The 17,759-nt window shown below is 65.3% G+C and carries 14 protein-coding genes and 1 pseudogene; 9 read left to right on the plus strand and 6 right to left on the minus strand.

The features are described 5' to 3' along the window. The first annotated feature begins 50 nt into the window (after positions 1-50). From purL to CNE_RS07500, 3 genes and pseudogenes are all read left to right on the plus strand, one after another. Entirely contained in the window at positions 51-4,097 is a 4,047-nt protein-coding gene (purL, locus tag CNE_RS07490) for a phosphoribosylformylglycinamidine synthase (protein ID WP_013956517.1), read from the plus strand. A 252-nt stretch (positions 4,098-4,349) separates the two neighbouring features. Beyond that, positions 4,350-5,009: a cytosine permease gene (locus CNE_RS07495; RefSeq protein ID WP_013956518.1), complete on the plus strand. Its 660-nt coding sequence runs from the start codon at positions 4,350-4,352 to the stop codon at positions 5,007-5,009. A gap of 44 nt (positions 5,010-5,053) precedes the next feature. Further along, positions 5,054-5,781, plus strand: a pseudogene (locus CNE_RS07500) (creatininase family protein). Positions 5,782-5,790: 9 nt separating this feature from the next. On the opposite strand, the gene CNE_RS07505 reads toward CNE_RS07500, so the two are convergent. The 6 genes from CNE_RS07505 to CNE_RS07530 all read right to left on the minus strand — a co-directional run bounded on the left by CNE_RS07505 (position 5,791) and on the right by CNE_RS07530 (position 10,017). Then, positions 5,791-6,090, minus strand: coding sequence for a hypothetical protein (locus tag CNE_RS07505; RefSeq protein ID WP_013956521.1), 300 nt, complete (start codon positions 6,088-6,090; stop codon positions 5,791-5,793). A gap of 43 nt (positions 6,091-6,133) precedes the next feature. Next, positions 6,134-6,928: a peptidylprolyl isomerase gene (locus CNE_RS07510; protein ID WP_013956522.1), complete on the minus strand. Its 795-nt coding sequence runs from the start codon at positions 6,926-6,928 to the stop codon at positions 6,134-6,136. A 4-nt stretch (positions 6,929-6,932) separates the two neighbouring features. Continuing rightward, on the minus strand, positions 6,933-7,247 hold the full coding sequence (locus CNE_RS07515; protein WP_013956523.1) for a BolA family protein: 315 nt from the start codon (positions 7,245-7,247) through the stop codon (positions 6,933-6,935). 40 nt (positions 7,248-7,287) lie between these two features. Beyond that, a complete protein-coding gene (locus CNE_RS07520) occupies positions 7,288-7,827 on the minus strand; it encodes a septation protein A (protein ID WP_013956524.1) in 540 nt (179 codons plus the stop codon). Between the two features lie 38 nt (positions 7,828-7,865). Further along, on the minus strand, positions 7,866-8,330 hold the full coding sequence (msrB, locus tag CNE_RS07525; RefSeq protein WP_013956525.1) for a peptide-methionine (R)-S-oxide reductase MsrB: 465 nt from the start codon (positions 8,328-8,330) through the stop codon (positions 7,866-7,868). Between the two features lie 115 nt (positions 8,331-8,445). Beyond that, positions 8,446-10,017 carry a protein adenylyltransferase SelO gene (locus CNE_RS07530; protein WP_013956526.1) on the minus strand — a complete coding sequence of 524 codons (1,572 nt, stop codon included), beginning with the start codon at positions 10,015-10,017 and terminating at the stop codon, positions 8,446-8,448. A gap of 458 nt (positions 10,018-10,475) precedes the next feature. Between CNE_RS07530 and CNE_RS07535 the strand changes: the two genes are divergently transcribed. The 6 genes from CNE_RS07535 (at position 10,476) to CNE_RS07560 (ending at position 17,431) form a co-directional block, all read left to right on the plus strand. Continuing rightward, positions 10,476-12,101: a 3-(methylthio)propionyl-CoA ligase gene (locus CNE_RS07535; protein ID WP_013956528.1), complete on the plus strand. Its 1,626-nt coding sequence runs from the start codon at positions 10,476-10,478 to the stop codon at positions 12,099-12,101. A 140-nt stretch (positions 12,102-12,241) separates the two neighbouring features. Continuing rightward, positions 12,242-13,492: a branched-chain amino acid ABC transporter substrate-binding protein gene (locus CNE_RS07540; RefSeq protein ID WP_013956529.1), complete on the plus strand. Its 1,251-nt coding sequence runs from the start codon at positions 12,242-12,244 to the stop codon at positions 13,490-13,492. A 190-nt stretch (positions 13,493-13,682) separates the two neighbouring features. Further along, entirely contained in the window at positions 13,683-14,630 is a 948-nt protein-coding gene (locus tag CNE_RS07545) for a branched-chain amino acid ABC transporter permease (RefSeq protein WP_010810051.1), read from the plus strand. Between the two features lie 4 nt (positions 14,631-14,634). After that, positions 14,635-15,948 (plus strand): branched-chain amino acid ABC transporter permease, encoded by a 1,314-nt coding sequence (locus tag CNE_RS07550; RefSeq protein ID WP_013956530.1) that lies wholly within the window; start codon positions 14,635-14,637, stop codon positions 15,946-15,948. Next, on the plus strand, positions 15,945-16,718 hold the full coding sequence (locus CNE_RS07555) for an ABC transporter ATP-binding protein (RefSeq protein ID WP_013956531.1): 774 nt from the start codon (positions 15,945-15,947) through the stop codon (positions 16,716-16,718). Before CNE_RS07550 ends, CNE_RS07555 begins: the two co-directional genes overlap by 4 nt. Beyond that, the gene (locus tag CNE_RS07560; RefSeq protein ID WP_013956532.1) at positions 16,718-17,431 is read left to right on the plus strand and encodes an ABC transporter ATP-binding protein; all 714 of its coding nucleotides are present in this window, start codon (positions 16,718-16,720) and stop codon (positions 17,429-17,431) included. Before CNE_RS07555 ends, CNE_RS07560 begins: the two co-directional genes overlap by 1 nt. The last annotated feature ends 328 nt before the right edge of the window (positions 17,432-17,759 follow it).

The following is a 17,759-nucleotide window of genomic DNA, read 5'->3' on the forward strand; positions in this document are numbered from 1 at the left end:
TGCCGGCTAAGCAGCAGCCCCTACCTCACCGCCTCCCGACCGCTACGATCATGGCGCATTTCTCGTGCTTCCCCGGCGCTTTGGCGCTTTCCGCCTTCCGTCAGCAACGCCTGCTCACCGCCCTGCGGCAGATCGACGCCGATATTGAATCGGTGCATGGACAGTTCCTGCACTTTGTTGACGCACAGACGCCGCTGTCGGCCGAAGAGCAGTCCCGCGTGGCGGCGCTGCTGACCTACGGCGCGCCGTTTGCCGATCCGTCTGACGGCGACCGCTTCGTGGTGATCCCGCGCTTCGGCACGATCTCGCCGTGGGCCAGCAAGGCCACCGACATCGCCCATAACTGCGGCCTGACGCATATCCACCGCATCGAGCGCGGCATCGAGATCACTGTGATCTGCAAGAAGGGCCTGCTGCGCGGCCGCAAGACGCTGGACGCGGACACCCGCGCCGCCGTCGCCGCGCACCTGTTCGACCGCATGACCGAGACCGTGGTCGCCTCGCGTGACGATGCCGCCGGCCTGTTCCAGGAACTGCCGGCCAAGCCGCTGCGCTTTATCGATATCTCCGCCGGGCGCAGCGCGCTGGCCGCGGCCAATGTCGAGATGGGCCTGGCGCTGTCCGAGGACGAGATCGACTACCTGGTCGAGGCCTACGGCAAGCTGGAGCGCAACCCGACCGACGTCGAGCTGATGATGTTCGCGCAGGCCAACAGCGAGCACTGCCGCCACAAGATCTTCAACGCCACCTGGACCATCGACGGCGTGCAGCAGGACAAGTCACTGTTCGCGATGATCCGCAATACGCACCAGCTCAATCCGCAGGGCTCGATCGTGGCCTACTCGGACAACTCGGCGGTGATGGAAGGCGACGTGGCCGAGCGCTGGTTCCCGCGCGGCGATTACCACAAGTACGGCCGCCACGAGGCGCTGACGCACACGCTGATGAAGGTGGAGACGCACAATCACCCGACCGCGATCTCGCCGTTCCCGGGGGCCTCCACCGGCGCCGGCGGTGAAATCCGCGACGAGGGCGCGACCGGCCGCGGCGCCAAGCCCAAGGCCGGCCTGACCGGGTTCACGGTGTCAAACCTGATGCTGCCCGAGGCCGTCGAGTCCTGGGAAAACGACCGCGACGCCGCCCAGCCGGTGGCACACCGCAACCCCGACCACAAGCCCGGCGTGACCGGCAAGCCGGACCGCATCGCCTCGCCGCTGCAGATCATGATCGACGGCCCGCTCGGCGGCGCCGCCTTCAACAATGAATTCGGCCGCGCCAACCTGGGCGGCTACTTCCGCGTCTACGAGCAGAACGTGGGCGGGACCGTGCGCGGCTACCACAAGCCGATCATGATCGCGGGCGGCATCGGCAATATCGACGCCGGGCACACGCACAAGAATCCGCTGCCGGCCGGCACGCTGCTGATCCAGTTGGGCGGCCCGGGCATGCGCATCGGCATGGGCGGCGGCGCCGCCAGCTCGATGGCGACCGGTACCAATACCGCCGACCTGGACTTCGATTCGGTCCAGCGCGGCAACCCGGAGATGGAGCGCCGCGCGCAGGAAGTGATCAACGCGTGCTGGCAGCTCGGTGACGCCAACCCGATCCTGTCGATCCACGACGTCGGCGCGGGCGGCATCTCCAACGCTTTCCCGGAACTGGTGGACGGCGCCGACCGAGGCGCGCGCTTCGACCTGCGCCAGGTGCACCTGGAAGAGTCCGGCCTGTCGCCGGCGGAAATCTGGTGCAACGAGTCGCAGGAGCGCTATGTGCTGGCCATCGCGCCGGACAGCTTCCCGCAGTTCCAGGCCATGTGCCAGCGTGAGCGCTCGCCGTTCGCCGTGGTTGGCATCGCCACCGAAGAAAAGCAGCTGCAGCTGGTCGACGCCAGCGTCGACGCTGCGCTCAAGGAGCACTACGCCGTCGACATGCCGATGGACGTGCTGCTGGGCAAGCCGCCGCGCATGCACCGCGACGTCAAGCGCGTGGAAGAGGCATTGCCGGCCGTGGACGTGACCGGCATCAGCCTGGAGCAGGCGGTGCGCGACGTGCTGCGCCATCCGACGGTGGCCAGCAAGTCGTTCCTGATCAGCATTGGCGACCGCACCGTGGGCGGCATGAACGCGCGCGACCAGATGGTCGGCCCGTGGCAGGTGCCGGTGGCCGACGTAGCCGTGACCACGCTCGACTACAAGGGTAACGCCGGCGAGGCGATGACCATGGGCGAGCGCACCCCGCTGGCCGTGATCAACGCGCCGGCATCGGGTCGCATGGCGATCGGCGAGGCGCTAACCAACCTGGCGGCCGCGCCGGTCAAGGACCTGGGCAAGGTCAAGCTGTCGGCCAACTGGATGGCGGCCTGCGGCGTGGAAGGCGAAGACGCGAAGCTGTATGACACCGTGCACGCCGTCGGCATGGAACTGTGCCCGGCGCTGGGCATCAGCATCCCGGTCGGCAAGGATTCGCTGTCGATGCGCACCAAGTGGCAGGACGACGGCGTCAACAAGGAAGTGGTCGCGCCGGTATCGCTGATCATCTCGGCCTTTGCCGCGGTGGACGATGTCAACCGCACGCTGACCCCGCAACTGCGCACCGACGCCGGCGACACCGTGCTGATCGCTGTCGACCTGGGCCGTGGCAAGAACCGCATGGCCGGCAGCATCCTGGCGCAGGTCATGCAGCAGGTGGGCGACAGCGCCCCCGACGTCGACAATGCCGAAGACCTGAAGAACTTCTTCAACGTGATCCAGCGCCTGAACCGCGAAGGCAAGCTGCTGGCCTACCACGACCGTTCCGACGGCGGCTTCATGGCTGCGCTGGCGGAGATGGCCTTTGCCGGCCACTGTGGCGTGTCGCTAAACGTCGACATGCTGGCGCTGGACCCGCAGCAGGAGCAGGACTACGGCGACGCCAAGAACTGGGCGCAGCAGATTGCCGAGCGCCGCAACGACCAGACCCTGCGCGCGCTGTTCTCGGAAGAGCTGGGCGCGGTGGTGCAGGTGCGTATGGACGACCGCGACACGGTCTTCGCCGTGCTGCGCGAAGCCGGCCTTTCGGCCTGCAGCCATGTGGTGGGCAAGCCCAACGCGACCGACCAGATCGAGGTCTACCGCGATGCCAAGAAGGTCTTCGGCGCCTCGCGCACGGACCTGCAGCGCAACTGGAGCGAAGTCAGCTGGCGCATCTCGCGCCTGCGCGACAACCCGGCCTGCGCCGACAGCGAATACGACCGCCTGCTCGACGCCGCCGACCCAGGTATCAGCCCGGTGCTGACCTTCGATGCGGCCGAAGACATCGCCGCGCCGTTCATCGCCGCCGGCGCCCGTCCGCGCGTGGCCATCCTGCGCGAGCAGGGCGTCAACTCGCAGATCGAGATGGCGTACAGCATGGACCGCGCCGGCTTTGACACGCACGACGTGCACATGAGCGACCTGATCGCCGGCCGCGCCAACCTGGCCGACTTCAGCGGTTTCGTTGCCTGCGGCGGCTTCAGCTACGGCGACGTGCTGGGCGCGGGCGAGGGCTGGGCCAAGACCATCCTGTTCAACGCGCAGATGGCCGAGCAGTTCGCGGCCTTCTTCAACCGCCAGGACACTTTCGCGCTGGGCGTTTGCAACGGCTGCCAGATGATGAGCAACCTGGCCCCGATCATTCCGGGCGCGGGTGCGTGGCCCAAGTTCACGCGCAACCAGTCGGAGCAGTACGAAGCGCGCTACGTGACCGTGGAAGTGCAGTCCTCGCCGTCGATTTTCTTCGCTGGCATGGAAGGCAGCCGCATCCCGATCGTGGTTGCCCACGGCGAAGGGTTTGCCGACTTCTCGCAGCAGGGCAATATCGACCAGGCCCACGTGGCGCTGCGCTTTGTCGACAACTACGGTGCGGTCACGCAGGCCTATCCGCTCAACCCGAACGGCTCGCCCGACGGCATTACCTCGGTGACCACCGTCGATGGCCGCTTCACCGTGCTGATGCCGCACCCGGAACGCGTGTTCCGTGCCGCGACCATGAGCTGGGCGCCGGATGCGTGGAAGCAGGTTGCCGACGGCGGCAGCCCGTGGATGCGGATGTTCCGCAATGCGCGGAAGTGGGTGGGGTAAGCATCAGCCCAGGGCCTGCGCCCTTCGTCCCAACCATAGCCACCGGCAGCGCCGGTGGCTTTTTAGTTTTTCGGCGATGCAAGCAGCCAAAGCCCGGATGGCGACGGCCATTTCGCTACGCATCTTGGAATCTTCCGCATTTCCTGCCGCTTTCGCACTGTTACTCTCGCGCTGACTCACGATCGGATGCAGGACTGGTTCCCTTGCATCCGGGTCGCTCGAACACGGAACGGTGGATTCGGAGATCCCATCATGAATCAGAAGGTGCAGTCGTCCCCGGCAGTCGATGCAGACTATATGTTTACCCCGGTCCCGCCCGACGCACGCAGGACGACCTGGAAACAGGTGGCGGTATGGGTGGGGTTTAGCTACGTTGCCACCGGCCTGTTCATCGGCGGCACGCTGGCCGGGCCGGCGGGCGGCGCGGGTGTTTCCTTCCCCATGGCCTTGCTGGCCATCGCCATCGGCATGGGCATCCTGTTCGTGCTGACGTCGCTGCTGGGCGTCATCGCGCAACGAACCGGGCTGAGCCTGGCGCTGCTGTGCCGCTATGCCTATGGCGCAAAAGGCATGAACCTGCCGATGCTGACGCTGGGCTGGTTCTCCGCCATCACCGGCATGGTGGGCGACATCTGGGGCGCGTTCATCGGCAATCCGAGCGGCATCACCGTGCTTGACCCGGCCCGCCTGGGATTCGACATCGCGCCGATCACGCTGGAAGTGTTCCTGGCATGCGTGACCTGCGGCCTGCTGTTCACCGCGACCTCGATGTCCGGCATGAAAGGGCTGGAGCGGCTGGCGGTGGCGGTGGCGCCCGTCATCATGCTGATCGCGGTGCTGGTACTGGTGTACCTGCTGTTGCATCCGGTCCTGAACGCGAAAGCGCAGCCGCTGGCGGAGAACGCATCATGAAGAAGGTCTTGCTGAATGAGTTCTCCACGGCCGAACTGGAGGCCATGTTTGCCGCTGGCGGTATAGACAGCGACATCACCGTTTTTGGCAGTTGCGAAAGTCACGGCGGGCACCTGCCGCTCGGGCCGAACCTGTTCGTTCCCGCCGAAGTGGCACGGCTGGCGGCGCAACGGCTTGAACGGACCATTGTGGTCCCCGGCGTGCCGTTCGGCACCTCGATGCACTACAACGCCACCCGATGGCGGTCTCGCTGCGCTTCAAGACGGTGACGGCGCTTGCCGAGGATATCTTCGAGAGCCTGATTGCCTACGATATCCGGTACATCTTTGTGCTGAACGGGCACGACGGCAATATTGCGCCGCTCGAGATCGCCCAGCGCAAGGTTAAGCAGCGCTACCCGAAGGTGGTGTTCGCCTTCCTGCCTGCCTGGTGGTCGGTGATCGGCAGCCGGCTTGGCGACGGCTTCTTCGCCGAGTGGAATGGATTGGGCCACGGCGGCGAAGGTGAAACCTCGATCACCATGGCGGTGTTTCCGTACCTGTGCGACCTGGGCAAGGCCATGCGGCAGATGCCGGTAGACAGCATCCGCATCGGCGAGCGCGTACAGATCATGTGGGATATCGCCAAGGTTTCGGCGACCGGCGCCACCGGTGACCCGACCTGGGCCAGCGCGGAAAAGGGCAGCAAGATGCTGGACGCGCTGGTCGGACTGGTTACCGACAGTATCAGGCAGCTCGATGAAACGGGGTGGCGCTACGACCTGCGCCAGTGAAGGCAAGGTTCAGCCGGCAAGCGGAGGGAGCAGGCGTGAACTCCATGACGCATAGGCGTAGGTCAGCATGCGCCCCGATTCAAAACCCGGAGGCGGCCTGATCTCGCCGCGAGCCTCCCTGTACGCCACCACGGCGTGCAGGATCTTCTCGGGCGCGTAACGGTCACGCAGGGGCAGGTAGGGGTGGAGCTGGCGCCAGCCGGGGGCGGCGCCGTCCAGGGTCGCCCAGGCAAGTGCGCAATAGCACATGCCCCGGGACGAGAGATGCCAGAGTTGCCAGTAACGGCCAGTCGACTCCACGCGCTGCATCCTTGAATCTTGCAGGACCGGCGGGGGGCGACCGGACCGTGCCTTACTGGATCTTGGCCTTGTCCTTGAGTGACTTCATCATGGCCTGGAACTGCTCGCGCTGCCAGTTCTGGTCCCCCATCAGCATCTGCGTCAACTGCGGCTTGACCTCTTCGAACGACGGGATCTTGGCGTCGCGCACGTCGACCAGTTCGATGATATGCCAGCCGAACTGGGTCTTGACCGGCGTATCGGTCAGCTGGCCCTTCTTCAGGCCGGTCATGGCTGCCGAGAACTCAGGCACGTAGCTGCTGCTGTTGGCCCAGTCCAGGTCGCCGCCGTTGGCCGCGGAGCCCGGGTCCTTGGACGAGGCCTTGGCCATGTCCTCAAACTTGGCGCCGCCCTTGATCTTGGTGATGATCGCCTTGGCGTCGGCTTCCTTTTCCACCAGGATATGGCGGGCGTGGTATTCCTTGCCGTTGCCAAACTGCGACTTGATCTTGTCGTACTGCTTGCGCAACTCGGCGTCGCTGGCGCCGTGGGTCTTCACGTAGTCTTCGAACACTGCGCCGGCCAGCACGTTCAGGCGGGCCTGTTCCAGTTGTTCCTGCACGTCGTCGCGCTGGGTCAGGCCGCGCTTGTTGGCTTCCTGCGAGAGCAGTTCGCGGTCGATCAGCATGTTGCGTGCGCGCGAGCGCAGCTCCGGGTTGTCGGGCTGGCCGGTGCCGGCGATCAACTTGTCCAGCTTTGCCGATGAAATGGCCTTGCCATTCACGACGGCGGCATTCTGGGCGATGGCCGGCAGGCTGCCGGCAGCAAGCACAGCCGCCAGGCTGAACGAGAGGACGGTGGTCTTCATGGAATCAGGTCTGAGAGTTGCTGGAAGAATAGTGTGATGATGCGCGGGATTGGTACTCTTGGTCGGTGAACGCAGTCACGGCAAGTGCGTGGATCTGCGCGGGGAACAGACCGCGCAGCGCATCATACACCATGCGGTGTCGTGCAACCCGGCTGTGACCCGTAAAGCGCTCGCTGACGATTGTCACGTGGTAATGTCCGCCGCCGGATGCGGCGCCGGCATGTCCGGCGTGCAGCGCGCTGTCGTCGCGCACGGCCAGGTGGCTGGGGGCGAGCGCTTCGCGCAGCATCGCCTCGATAGTAGCGGGATCGGCTGCCATCAATGGTTTCCTTCGGTTTGGGGGTGCGGGGGCGGGGCCGTCAGTCCTGGCTGTTCTCGGGCATGTGGCGCGACAGCCAGACACTCTGGGCGACGATGAACACCAGCATCATCCCCATGCTGCCGAACAGCTTGAAGTTGACCCAGGTCTCGGTCGAGAACTGGTAGGCCACGTACAGGTTCAGCACGCCCATGGCGGCAAAGAAGCCGGCCCAGGCGGCGTTCAGCCGCGCCCACACCGGGTCGGGCAGGGTCACCTGTTTTTCCATCATGGCGCGGATCAGGTTCTTGCGCCAGCCGATCACCGAGCCCAGCAGCGCCACCGCGAACATCCAGTAGAGCACGGTCGGCTTCCACTTGATGAAGGTCTCGTTGTGCAGCACCAGCGTGGCGCCGCCGAACACCGCGATGATCAGCAGGCTGACCCACTGCATCGGCTCGACCTTGCGGTGGCGGAACCAGACCCAGCCGATCTGCAGCACCGTGGCGCCAATGGCCACGGCGGTGGCGGTGTAGATGTCAGCCAGCTTGAAGGCGGCAAAAAACAGGATGACCGGGAACAGGTCGAACAGGAATTTCATGCGGTACCAGGTTGTGTCCGGCGTGCTTGCCGGAGCGTTCAGCGCTGCGGGTCGCGCCGGGGTTTGTCGCCGCTGCCGGCGGCGTGGGCATCATCCGCCGCACGCTGTGCCGGGTCGCGATCATCGAATTTTAGCGCAGCCGAGTTGATGCAATAGCGCAGACCGGTCGGGGCGGGGCCATCTTCGAAGACATGGCCCAGATGGCTGCCGCATTCCTTGCAGCGTACCTCTACCCGCGTCATGCCGTGGCTGTGGTCGACGTGCTCGGCAATCACCTCGCCGTTGATGGCGCGGAAATAGCTGGGCCAGCCGCAGCCGGCATCGAACTTGGTGGCGGATTCGAACAGCGGCGTGCCGCAGCCCACGCAGTGGTAGATGCCGTTGTCCCAGTGGTCCCAGTAGCGGCCGGTGAACGGGCGCTCGGTGGCGGCCTCGCGGGTCACGCGGTATTCGATGTCGGAGAGTTGTTCACGCCACTCGGCGTCGGTCTTGGTGGTGGTCATGGTTTGTCCTCGCAGGGCTTCCTCGGATGGGTTCCTCAGTTAAGGCATTGGTCGTGCGAACTGCGCGAACCTTACACCGGCTGGCGCCGGCGTACCGGGCGCGGATCACATGGCGTCACGACGAGCAACTGACCTCCAGGCCGGACGCCCAGTCCGGCGGCAGCGCCGCGTAGTGTTCTGCCTCCGGCTGTTCGTCGAAGGGGCGCGATAGCACTGCCAGCAGCCGGTCCACTTCGGTGAAGTCCTTCTCGCCGGCGTGCCGGATCGCGGTTTCGGCCAGGTGGTTGCGCAGCACGTATTTGGGGTTGACCGCCAGCATTTCCAGTTCGCGCGCGGCATCGTGCGACTGCTCGGCGCGCAGGCGCACGCGATAGTCGGCCACCCACGTGTCAAAGGCGGCACGATCCAGGAACAGGTCGCGCACCGGCGCGTCGCGCGCGGCATCGGTGGATGAAATGCCGCACAGCTTGCGCCAGAACAGCGTGTAGTCCACGCGCTGGCCGTGCAACAGCTGGAACAGGCTGGTCAGCAGTGGCTCATCGCTCTTGTCGTCGCCGCCGGCAGGCGGGCGCAGGCCCAGCTTGGCGCGGTAGTGGCGGAAGAACGCCGCGGCATAGCGCTCGCGGAACGGGTCCAGCGCCGCGCGCGCGGCTTCCACGGCGGCGTCGCGCGCGCCTTCCTTGTCGGCATCCTCCGGTGCCAGCCACAGCGGCAGCAGCGCCTGGGCCAGGCAGTGCAGGTTCCAGAACGCCACCTGCGGCTGCTGGCTGTAGGCGTAGCGGCCCTGCGTGTCGGAGTGGTTGCAGATATGGTTGGCGTCGAATGCATCGAGGAAGCCGAACGGGCCGTAGTCGATGGTCAGGCCCAGGATCGACATATTGTCGGTATTCATCACGCCATGGCAGAAGCCCACCGCCTGCCAGTGCGCGATCAGGTCGGCGGTGCGCAGCGAGACCTCGCGCAGCAGCGCCTGGTAGGGCTGGGTGTCGTCGCGGCACGCGGGCATGAAGTTGTCGATGACGAAATCCGCCAGCTTGCGCAGCGCGGCCACGTCGTCGTGCGCGGCGAAATGTTCGAAGTGCCCGAAGCGGATAAAGGTCGGCGACAGCCTGGTCACCACCGCGGCGGTCTCGATGGTCTCGCGGCGCACCGGCGCGTCCGAGCCCATGATCGACAGTGCGCGAGTGGTCGGCACGCCCAGTGCGGCCATGGCTTCGGAGCAGAGGTACTCACGGATCGACGAGCGCAGCACCGCGCGGCCATCGGCCATGCGCGAGTAGGGCGTCAGGCCCGCGCCCTTGAGCTGGACTTCCCACGGGCCGGTGGCGGTCTCGGCCTGCGCCAGGCGGATGGCACGGCCATCGCCGAGCTGGCCGGCCCACACCCCGAACTGGTGCCCGGAATATACGCTGGCGAGCGGGTCGGCCCAGTCCGGCACCTGGTTGCCGACAAAGGTCTCGATAAAGTCCTCGCGGCTGCCGATGTTGGCGTCCCAGCCGAGCAGCGCCGCCGCGGCCGGCGCCACCCCCACCAGGTAGGGTGACGGCAGCGGCGTGGGACGCAGGCGCGTAAAGAACTGCATGCCGAGTTCGGCGAAGCCGGGCGCGGTGCGAAAGGGCACGGACAGCGTGGCCGGCGTGGCTGTGTCGGAGGGCTGCGGAGCTTGTGACTGGGGCGTGTCTGGCATCGCGTAGGGGCGCCTCGGGGCGCAAGGGGCGGTGCGAATTCCGTGCGTTCGTCGATGTGCGGCGAACCGCGTAAAAGGCGGTGCAGCGCGGCATGCCGGGCGCACGAAAATGCGATGGTGGCTAGGGAAAACGACATGTTGAGGTGCAACATGCCACGCAGTATTGTACGTCCTCAACGGCACTCGACCGCTCGACCGAGTGAATGCCGCCATGCACCGCACGGTTATTTTCCTCCTTCAGTGCGCACATGAATCCGGTGCATGGGCTTTTCGCAGAATTGCGGCCCCGAATTCGATGGCAATACCGACGGCAACCCCGACGGCAATACGCAACGACAGTACGGCAGTGCACAACGAGATCGGCCGGATGCCGATTTGGTGCATGGAAACGACCGCCAAAAAATAGTACGGTTGTTCGTTTTCAGGCGAATTACACAAGACATTCAGGAGGCAGGTTCATGGCATTGATGGGTCAAATGATGAGCGCGCCGCTGCTCATTTCCTCCATCATCAAACACGCCGCGCGTTACTACGGCAGCACCGAGATCGTCTCGCGGCGCACGGAGGGCGACCTGCATCGCTATACGTACCGCGATTGCGAACTGCGCGCCCGCAAGCTTGCGCAGGCGCTGGGCGCACTGGGCGTGAAGCAGGGCGAGCGCGTCGGCACGCTGGCCTGGAACGGCTACCGCCACCTGGAGATCTACTACGGCGTGTCCGGCATGGGCGCCGTCTGCCATACCATCAACCCGCGCCTGTTCCCCGAGCAGATTGCCTATATCGTCAACCACGCGGAAGACGGCTATGTCTTCTTCGACCTGACCTTCCTGCCACTGGTGGAAGGCGTTGCGCCGCATTGCCCCAACGTCAAGGGGTGGGTGGCGATGACCGACCGCGCGCATATGCCGGCCGAATCCAAGGTGCCGCTGCTGTGCTACGAGGAGCTGATCGACGCGCAGGACGGCAACTACGAATGGCCGCAGTTCGACGAGAACCAGGCGTCGAGCCTGTGCTATACGTCGGGCACCACCGGCAATCCCAAGGGCGCGCTGTATTCGCACCGCTCGACGGTGCTGCACTCGTATGCGTCGGCACTGCCCGACGCGCTGGGCTGCTCCGCCAGCGACGTGATCCTGCCCGTGGTGCCGATGTTCCACGTCAATGCCTGGGGCCTGCCGTACTCGGTGCCGCTGGTCGGCGCCAAGCTGGTGCTGCCGGGTGCCAAGCTGGACGGGGCCTCGATCTATGAACTGTTCGAGCAGGAGAAGGTGACCTTCTCCGCCGGCGTGCCGACGGTGTGGCTCGGCCTGCTCCAGCACGTGCAGTCGAACAAGCTCAAGTTTTCCACCTTCCGCCGCACCGTGATCGGCGGCTCGGCCGCGCCGCCGGCGATGATCCGCGCGCTCGAGGCGCTGGATGTGGAAGTGATCCACGCTTGGGGCATGACCGAGATGTCGCCGCTGGGCACGTCGTGCAAGCTGCTGGCCAAGCACCAGGACCTGTCCGACGCCGACCGCCACAAGATCCAGGAAAAGCAGGGCCGCGTGATCTTCGGCGTCGACATGAAGATTGTCGATGGCGACGGCAACGAGCTGCCGTGGGACGGCAAGGCCTTCGGCGACCTGATGGTGCGCGGGCCGTGGATCATCGACCGCTACTTCCGCAACGATGCCAATCCGCTGGCCGACGGCTGGTTCCCGACTGGCGACGTCGCCACCATCGACGCCGATGGCTTCATGCAGATCACCGACCGCAGCAAGGACGTGATCAAGTCCGGCGGCGAATGGATCTCGTCGATTGATATCGAGAACGTCGCCGCCGCGCACCCCGCGGTGCATATGGCGGCCTGCATCTCAGCCTACCACCCCAAGTGGGATGAACGCCCGCTGCTGGTTGTGGTGAAGAAGCCCGGCGCCGAAGTCACCCGCGAAGAATTGCTGCAGTTCTTCGAGGGCAAGGTCGCCAAGTGGTGGATCCCGGACGACGTGGCCTTTGTCACCGAGATCCCGCTGACCGCCACCGGCAAGATGCAGAAGCTCAAGCTGCGCGAGCAGTTCAAGGACTACAAGCTGCCGACCGCCTGACGCCGGCACGCGCTTTCCGGTGCGCCTTGCCTGCTTGCGGCATGGCGTGTCCGGGGCCGGCTGCAGGGCGTGGCATGGAGGACGCCGCGCAGCCAGCCAAATACGACGACAAGCCAACGACAAGAGTGAAGGAGACAGGTATGACCAAAATGCGTCCGCTGGTGGCCGGTGTGGCCGTGTTTGCCGCACTGGGTTCTGCGCTGGTTTCAGGTACCGCACTCGCGGATACGGTGAAGATCGCCTTCATTGACCCGCTATCGGGGCTGATGGCTCCCGTTGGGCAGAACCAGCTCAAGAGCTGGCAGTATGTCGCCGACATCGCCAACCAGAAGAACTGGGCCGGCGCGCACAAGTTTGAGGTGGTGGGTTTCGACAACAAGCTGTCGCCGCAGGAAAGCCTGACCATCCTCAAGCAGGCGGTCGACCAGAACATCCGCTATATCGTGCAGGGCAACGGCTCGTCGGTCGGGCTGGCGCTGCAGGACGCGGTGGCCAAGCACAACGAGCGCAACCCCGGCAAGGAGATCGTCTACCTGAACTACGCCGCGGTGGACCCGGACATGACCAATGCCAAATGCAACTACTGGCATTTCCGGCTCGACGCCAACTCGGACATGAAGATGGAGGCGCTGACCACCTTCCTGGCCAAGGACCCGAACGTCAAGAAGGTCTACCTGATCAACCAGAACTACTCGTTCGGCCACCAGGTGGCGCGCGCGGCCAAGGACTACCTGAAGCGCAAGCGCCCGGACATCCAGATCGTCGGTGAAGACCTGCACCCGCTGGCGCAGGTCAAGGACTTTGCCCCGTACGCGGCCAAGATCAAGGCCTCTGGCGCCGATACCGTGATCACCGGCAACTGGGGCAGCGACCTGGCGCTGCTGATCAAGGCGGGCAAGGATGCCGGCCTGACCACCAATTACTACACCTACTACGCCGGCACCACCGGCGTGCCCACGGCGATGGGCGCCACCGGCGCCGAGCACGTCAAGTATGTCGGCTACTACAACCCCAACAACAAGGGGTTCAAGGGAGCGGATGTCATCGAGGGCTTCAAGAAGAAGTACAACGATGACTTCTACGTGATGGCCTCCTACACCGGCATTGCCATGCTGGCCAAGGCCTTCAAGGACACCGGCTCGACCGATCCGATCAAGGTTGCCAAGGCGCTCGAGGGGATCAAGGTCGACAGCATGAACGGCACGGTCGAGATGCGCAACTCGGATCACCAGGCGCAGCAGTCGCTGGTGGTCGCCACCTGGACCAAGGTGGATGGCAAGGAAATTAAGTACGACCAGGAAAACACCGGCTACGGCTGGAAGACCAACGCGCTGATGGACCAGTACGTGTCGGCCCAGCCGACTTCCTGCCAGATGAAGCGGCCGGGCTGATCCTGTTCGTGACGGGCCGGCCACGCTGACAAAGTGGCCGCCCGATCCTGCATACTTTCGGTCTTTTTCGGTCGATACCGGGGAGCGTCCGGGGCGGGCATCCGCCCCCGGAGGGGGACGCTCACCCTCAATCCAACCGGACGGATGCCGGCATGCCCACGCATGGCGGCGCCAGCTTGAAGGACACGCTGTGGAATTCTTCGTCATCTCACTGCTGAATGGCATCAGCTACGGGCTGCTGCTGTTCATGCTGTCATCGGGCCTTACGCTGATCTTCAGCATGATGGGCGTGCTTAATTTCGCCCACGCCAGCTTCTACATGCTGGGCGCCTACTTTGCCTACACCATCGCCAGCAAGGTCGGGTTCTGGCCGGCGCTGATCTTCGCGCCGCTGCTGGTGGCGGGCGCGGGCGCGCTGGTGGAGCGCTTCGGCCTGCGCACGGTGCACAAGTACGGCCACGTGGCCGAGCTGCTGTTCACCTTCGGCCTGGCCTACCTGATGGAAGAGGGCGTCAAGCTGGTGTGGGGCCTGGCGGCGGTGCCGTACCGGATTCCCGCGGAGCTGGACGGGCCGCTGTTCACGGTGTTCACCTCGTCCTTCCCCAAGTACCGCGCCTTCATGATGCTGGTGTCGCTGGGCATGCTGGTGGCGATCTACCTGGTGCTGACGCGTACCCGCATCGGGCTGGTGATCCAGGCCGCGCTGACGCACCCGGAGATGGTCGAGGCGCTGGGCCACAACGTGCCGCGCGTGTTCATGATGGTGTTTGGCGGCGGCGCCGCGCTGGCCGGGCTGGCGGGGGTGATCGGGGGCAATGCCTTTGTCACCGAGCCGTCGATGGCCGCGGCGGTCGGGTCGATCGTGTTCGTGGTGGCGGTGGTGGGCGGCATGGGATCGCTGGTGGGCGCCTTCATTGCGTCGATCCTGATCGGCGTGCTGCAGACCTTCGCGGTCACCATCGACGCCTCGCTGGCGGGCCTGATGACCAGCCTGGGGCTGGCCGTCAGCGAGGCCACGCCGTTCTATTCCTTGTGGAAGCTCACGGTGGCCCAGGTGGCGCCGGTGCTGCCGTACCTGTTGCTGGTGGTGATGCTGATCTTCCGCCCGCGTGGACTGATGGGAACCCGGGAGAGCTGACACCATGGAGCAAGCGATGCAACAACCCCGCGAGCCGGTGGTGACCGGCCGCACCCTGCGCTACAGCCCGCTGAATCTGGCGCGCTGGATCATCTGGAGCCTGACCGTGCTGGCCATGCTGGTGCTGCCGCTGATCTTCACCGGGGGCTTCGCCATCACGCTGATGTCGCAGATGGGCATCATGATCATTTTCGCGCTGTCGTACAACATGCTGCTCGGGCAGACCGGCATGCTGTCGTTCGGCCACGCGGTCTACTCCGGCCTGGGCGCGTTTATCGCCGTGCATGTGCTGAATATGGTCGGGGCGGGCAAGGTCTGGCTGCCGGTGTCGATGCTGCCGCTGGTGGGCGGCCTGGCGGGCGCCTTCTTCGGCGTGATCTTCGGCTACGTCACCACCAAGAAATCCGGCACCACCTTTGCCATGATCACTATGGGCATTGGCGAGATGGTGTTCGCCAGCTCGCTGATGTTCCCGGAGTTCTTCGGCGGCGAGGGCGGCATCTCCACCAACCGCGTGGTCGGTGACCCGTTCCTGGGCATCACCTTCGGGCCGGGGCGCCAGGTGTACTACCTGATCGCGGCGTGGTGCCTGCTGTCGATGGTGGCGATGTACGCCTGGACGCAGACGCCGCTGGGCCGCATCGCCAACGCCGTGCGCGACAACCCCGAGCGGGTCGAGTTCATTGGCTACAACACCCAGCGCGTGCGCTACCTGGTGCTGATCCTGTCGGCATTCTTCGCGGGTATCGCGGGGGCCCTGGGCGCCATCAACTTCGAGATCGTCTCGGCCGAGAATGTCAGCGCGGTGCGCTCCGGCGGCGTGCTGCTGGCGGTGTTCATCGGCGGCGCGGGCGTGTTCTTCGGGCCCATCATCGGCGCGGTGGTGTTCGTGCTGTTCGCGGTGGCGCTGTCGGACCTGACCAAGGCCTGGCTGCTGTACCTGGGCCTGTTCTTCGTGTTGATGGTGATGTTCGTGCCGGGCGGGCTGGCCAGCCTGCTGCTGATGCAGATGCCGCTGCTGGGCAAGGGCAAGCTGGGCCCCATGCTGCCGTCCTACGCGCGTGCCGGCGGCGCCGGCGTGGTGCTGCTGCTGGCCATGATCCTGACGGTCGAGCTGGTCTACAAGGTTCAGGTCGATAGCGCCAACGGCACCGCGATGTCGCTGTTCGGCGTCGGCTTCGATGCCGCAACCTGGACGCCATGGCTGGTGGCGGCGGTGCTGTGGGCGGCTGGCCTGTTCGCGTGGCGCCTGGCGGCGGCGCGGGTGCGCGGTGCGTGGGACAAGGTACAGATGGAAATCGCAGGAGGCAGGGCATGACAGCGGCACTGGAACTGACCGATGTACGCAAGAAGTTCGGCCAGACGGAGATCATCCGCGGCGTGAACCTGAGCATCCCGAAGGGTGAGCGCCATGCGCTGATCGGGCCGAACGGGGCGGGCAAGTCGACCACCTTCAACCTGATCTCGGGGCGCTTTGCGCCGACCAGCGGCACGGTGCGCCTGAACGGCGCGGAGATCGGCGGGCTGCAGCCCTTCGTGATCAACCGCATGGGGCTGTCGCGCAGCTTCCAGATCACCAACATCTTCCATCGGCTGTCGGTGTTCGAGAACCTGCGCTGCGCGGTGCTGTGGTCGCTCGGCTACAAGTATTCGTTCTGGCACCGGCTCAAGGGCCTGCGCGACACGCGCGAGCGCGCGGAGGAGGTGCTGGAGCTGATTGGCATGCAGCACCGCCGCGACAGCCAGGCGGGCCTGCTGACCTATGCCGAGCAGCGTGCGCTGGAGATCGGCATCACCATCGCCGGCGGTGCCGAGGTGATCCTGCTGGACGAGCCCACCGCGGGCATGAGTCGCTCCGAGTCCGATCACGCGGTCGAACTGATCCGCAAGGTTACCGTCGGCAAGACGCTGGTGATGGTGGAGCACGACATGAGCGTGGTGTTCGGCCTGGCCGACCGCATCTCCGTGCTGGTCTACGGCGAAGTGATCGCCACGGATACCCCGCAAGCCATCCGCAATAACCGCAAGGTCAAGGAAGCCTACCTGGGCACCACCCTCGACGAGGAAGCCACCGAAGGAGCGCACTGATGGGCAAGCGCATGCTGAACGTCCAGGGCCTGCACGCCTACTACGGCAAGAGCCATATTCTCCACGGCGTGGACGCGCATATCGACGAAGGCGAGATCGTCGCGCTGCTGGGCCGCAACGGGGTGGGGCGCTCGACCATGGCCAAGGCCATCCTCGGCATGGTCAAGGCCGAGGGCTCGGTGCGGTTTCGCGACGAAGAGATCCTGGGGCGGCGTACCTTCGAAATCGCGCACCTCGGGATTGGCTATGTGCCGGAGAACCGCGACATCTTTCCGACCCTGACGGTGCGGCAGAATTTGCTGCTGGGGGAGAAGCGCAACCCACGGCAGGCCAAGCCGCGCTGGACCGTCGAGGACATGTTCAACATGTTCCCGCGGTTGAAGGAGCGCGAGAACACCTCGGCCGGCGTGCTCTCCGGCGGCGAGCAGCAGATGCTGACGCTGTGCCGCACGCTGATGGGTGACCCCGACCTGGTGTTGATCGACGAACCGACCGAAGGGCTGGCGCCGATGATCGTGGCCTTGGTCGGGGACTACCTGAAGACGCTGAAGGAGCGGGGTATTTCCGTGCTGCTGATCGAGCAGAAGCTGGCGATCGCGCTGGACATTTCCCAGCGCGTCTACGTGATGGGACACGGGCACATCGTGTTCGAAGGCACGCCCGCAGAGCTGAAGGCCAACTCGCAGGTGAGAAAGGAGTGGCTGGAGGTCTGATCCGGCGCTTACCATGGATTTGCGCCGGGTCTGCATCGACCCGGCGCCAAGGCCCAGCCGCGCCCTGCGGCACAGCTTCAGCCGGGCTGAAACATCAGAAGAATCAATAGCTTGTCAGCGCCCTGGCGGTGACGGGAAAGCAACGCCGGGCGGACGCTCCCGCACGCGCCATGCCCGCCCGGTAGCGCGAAGTAGACTAGTCAACTAGCTGCCGTGCACCATCAAAAAGTGGCTATATTGTCACGCAAAAATTGATATATGCAGCCATTTCTGCCGTTTCATGCATTGTATTCGGCACTTTTTATAGTTGAATGCGAATGATTCGTGT

The organism is Cupriavidus necator N-1 (assembly GCF_000219215.1).
In the GTDB taxonomy this organism is placed as follows: domain Bacteria; phylum Pseudomonadota; class Gammaproteobacteria; order Burkholderiales; family Burkholderiaceae; genus Cupriavidus; species Cupriavidus necator.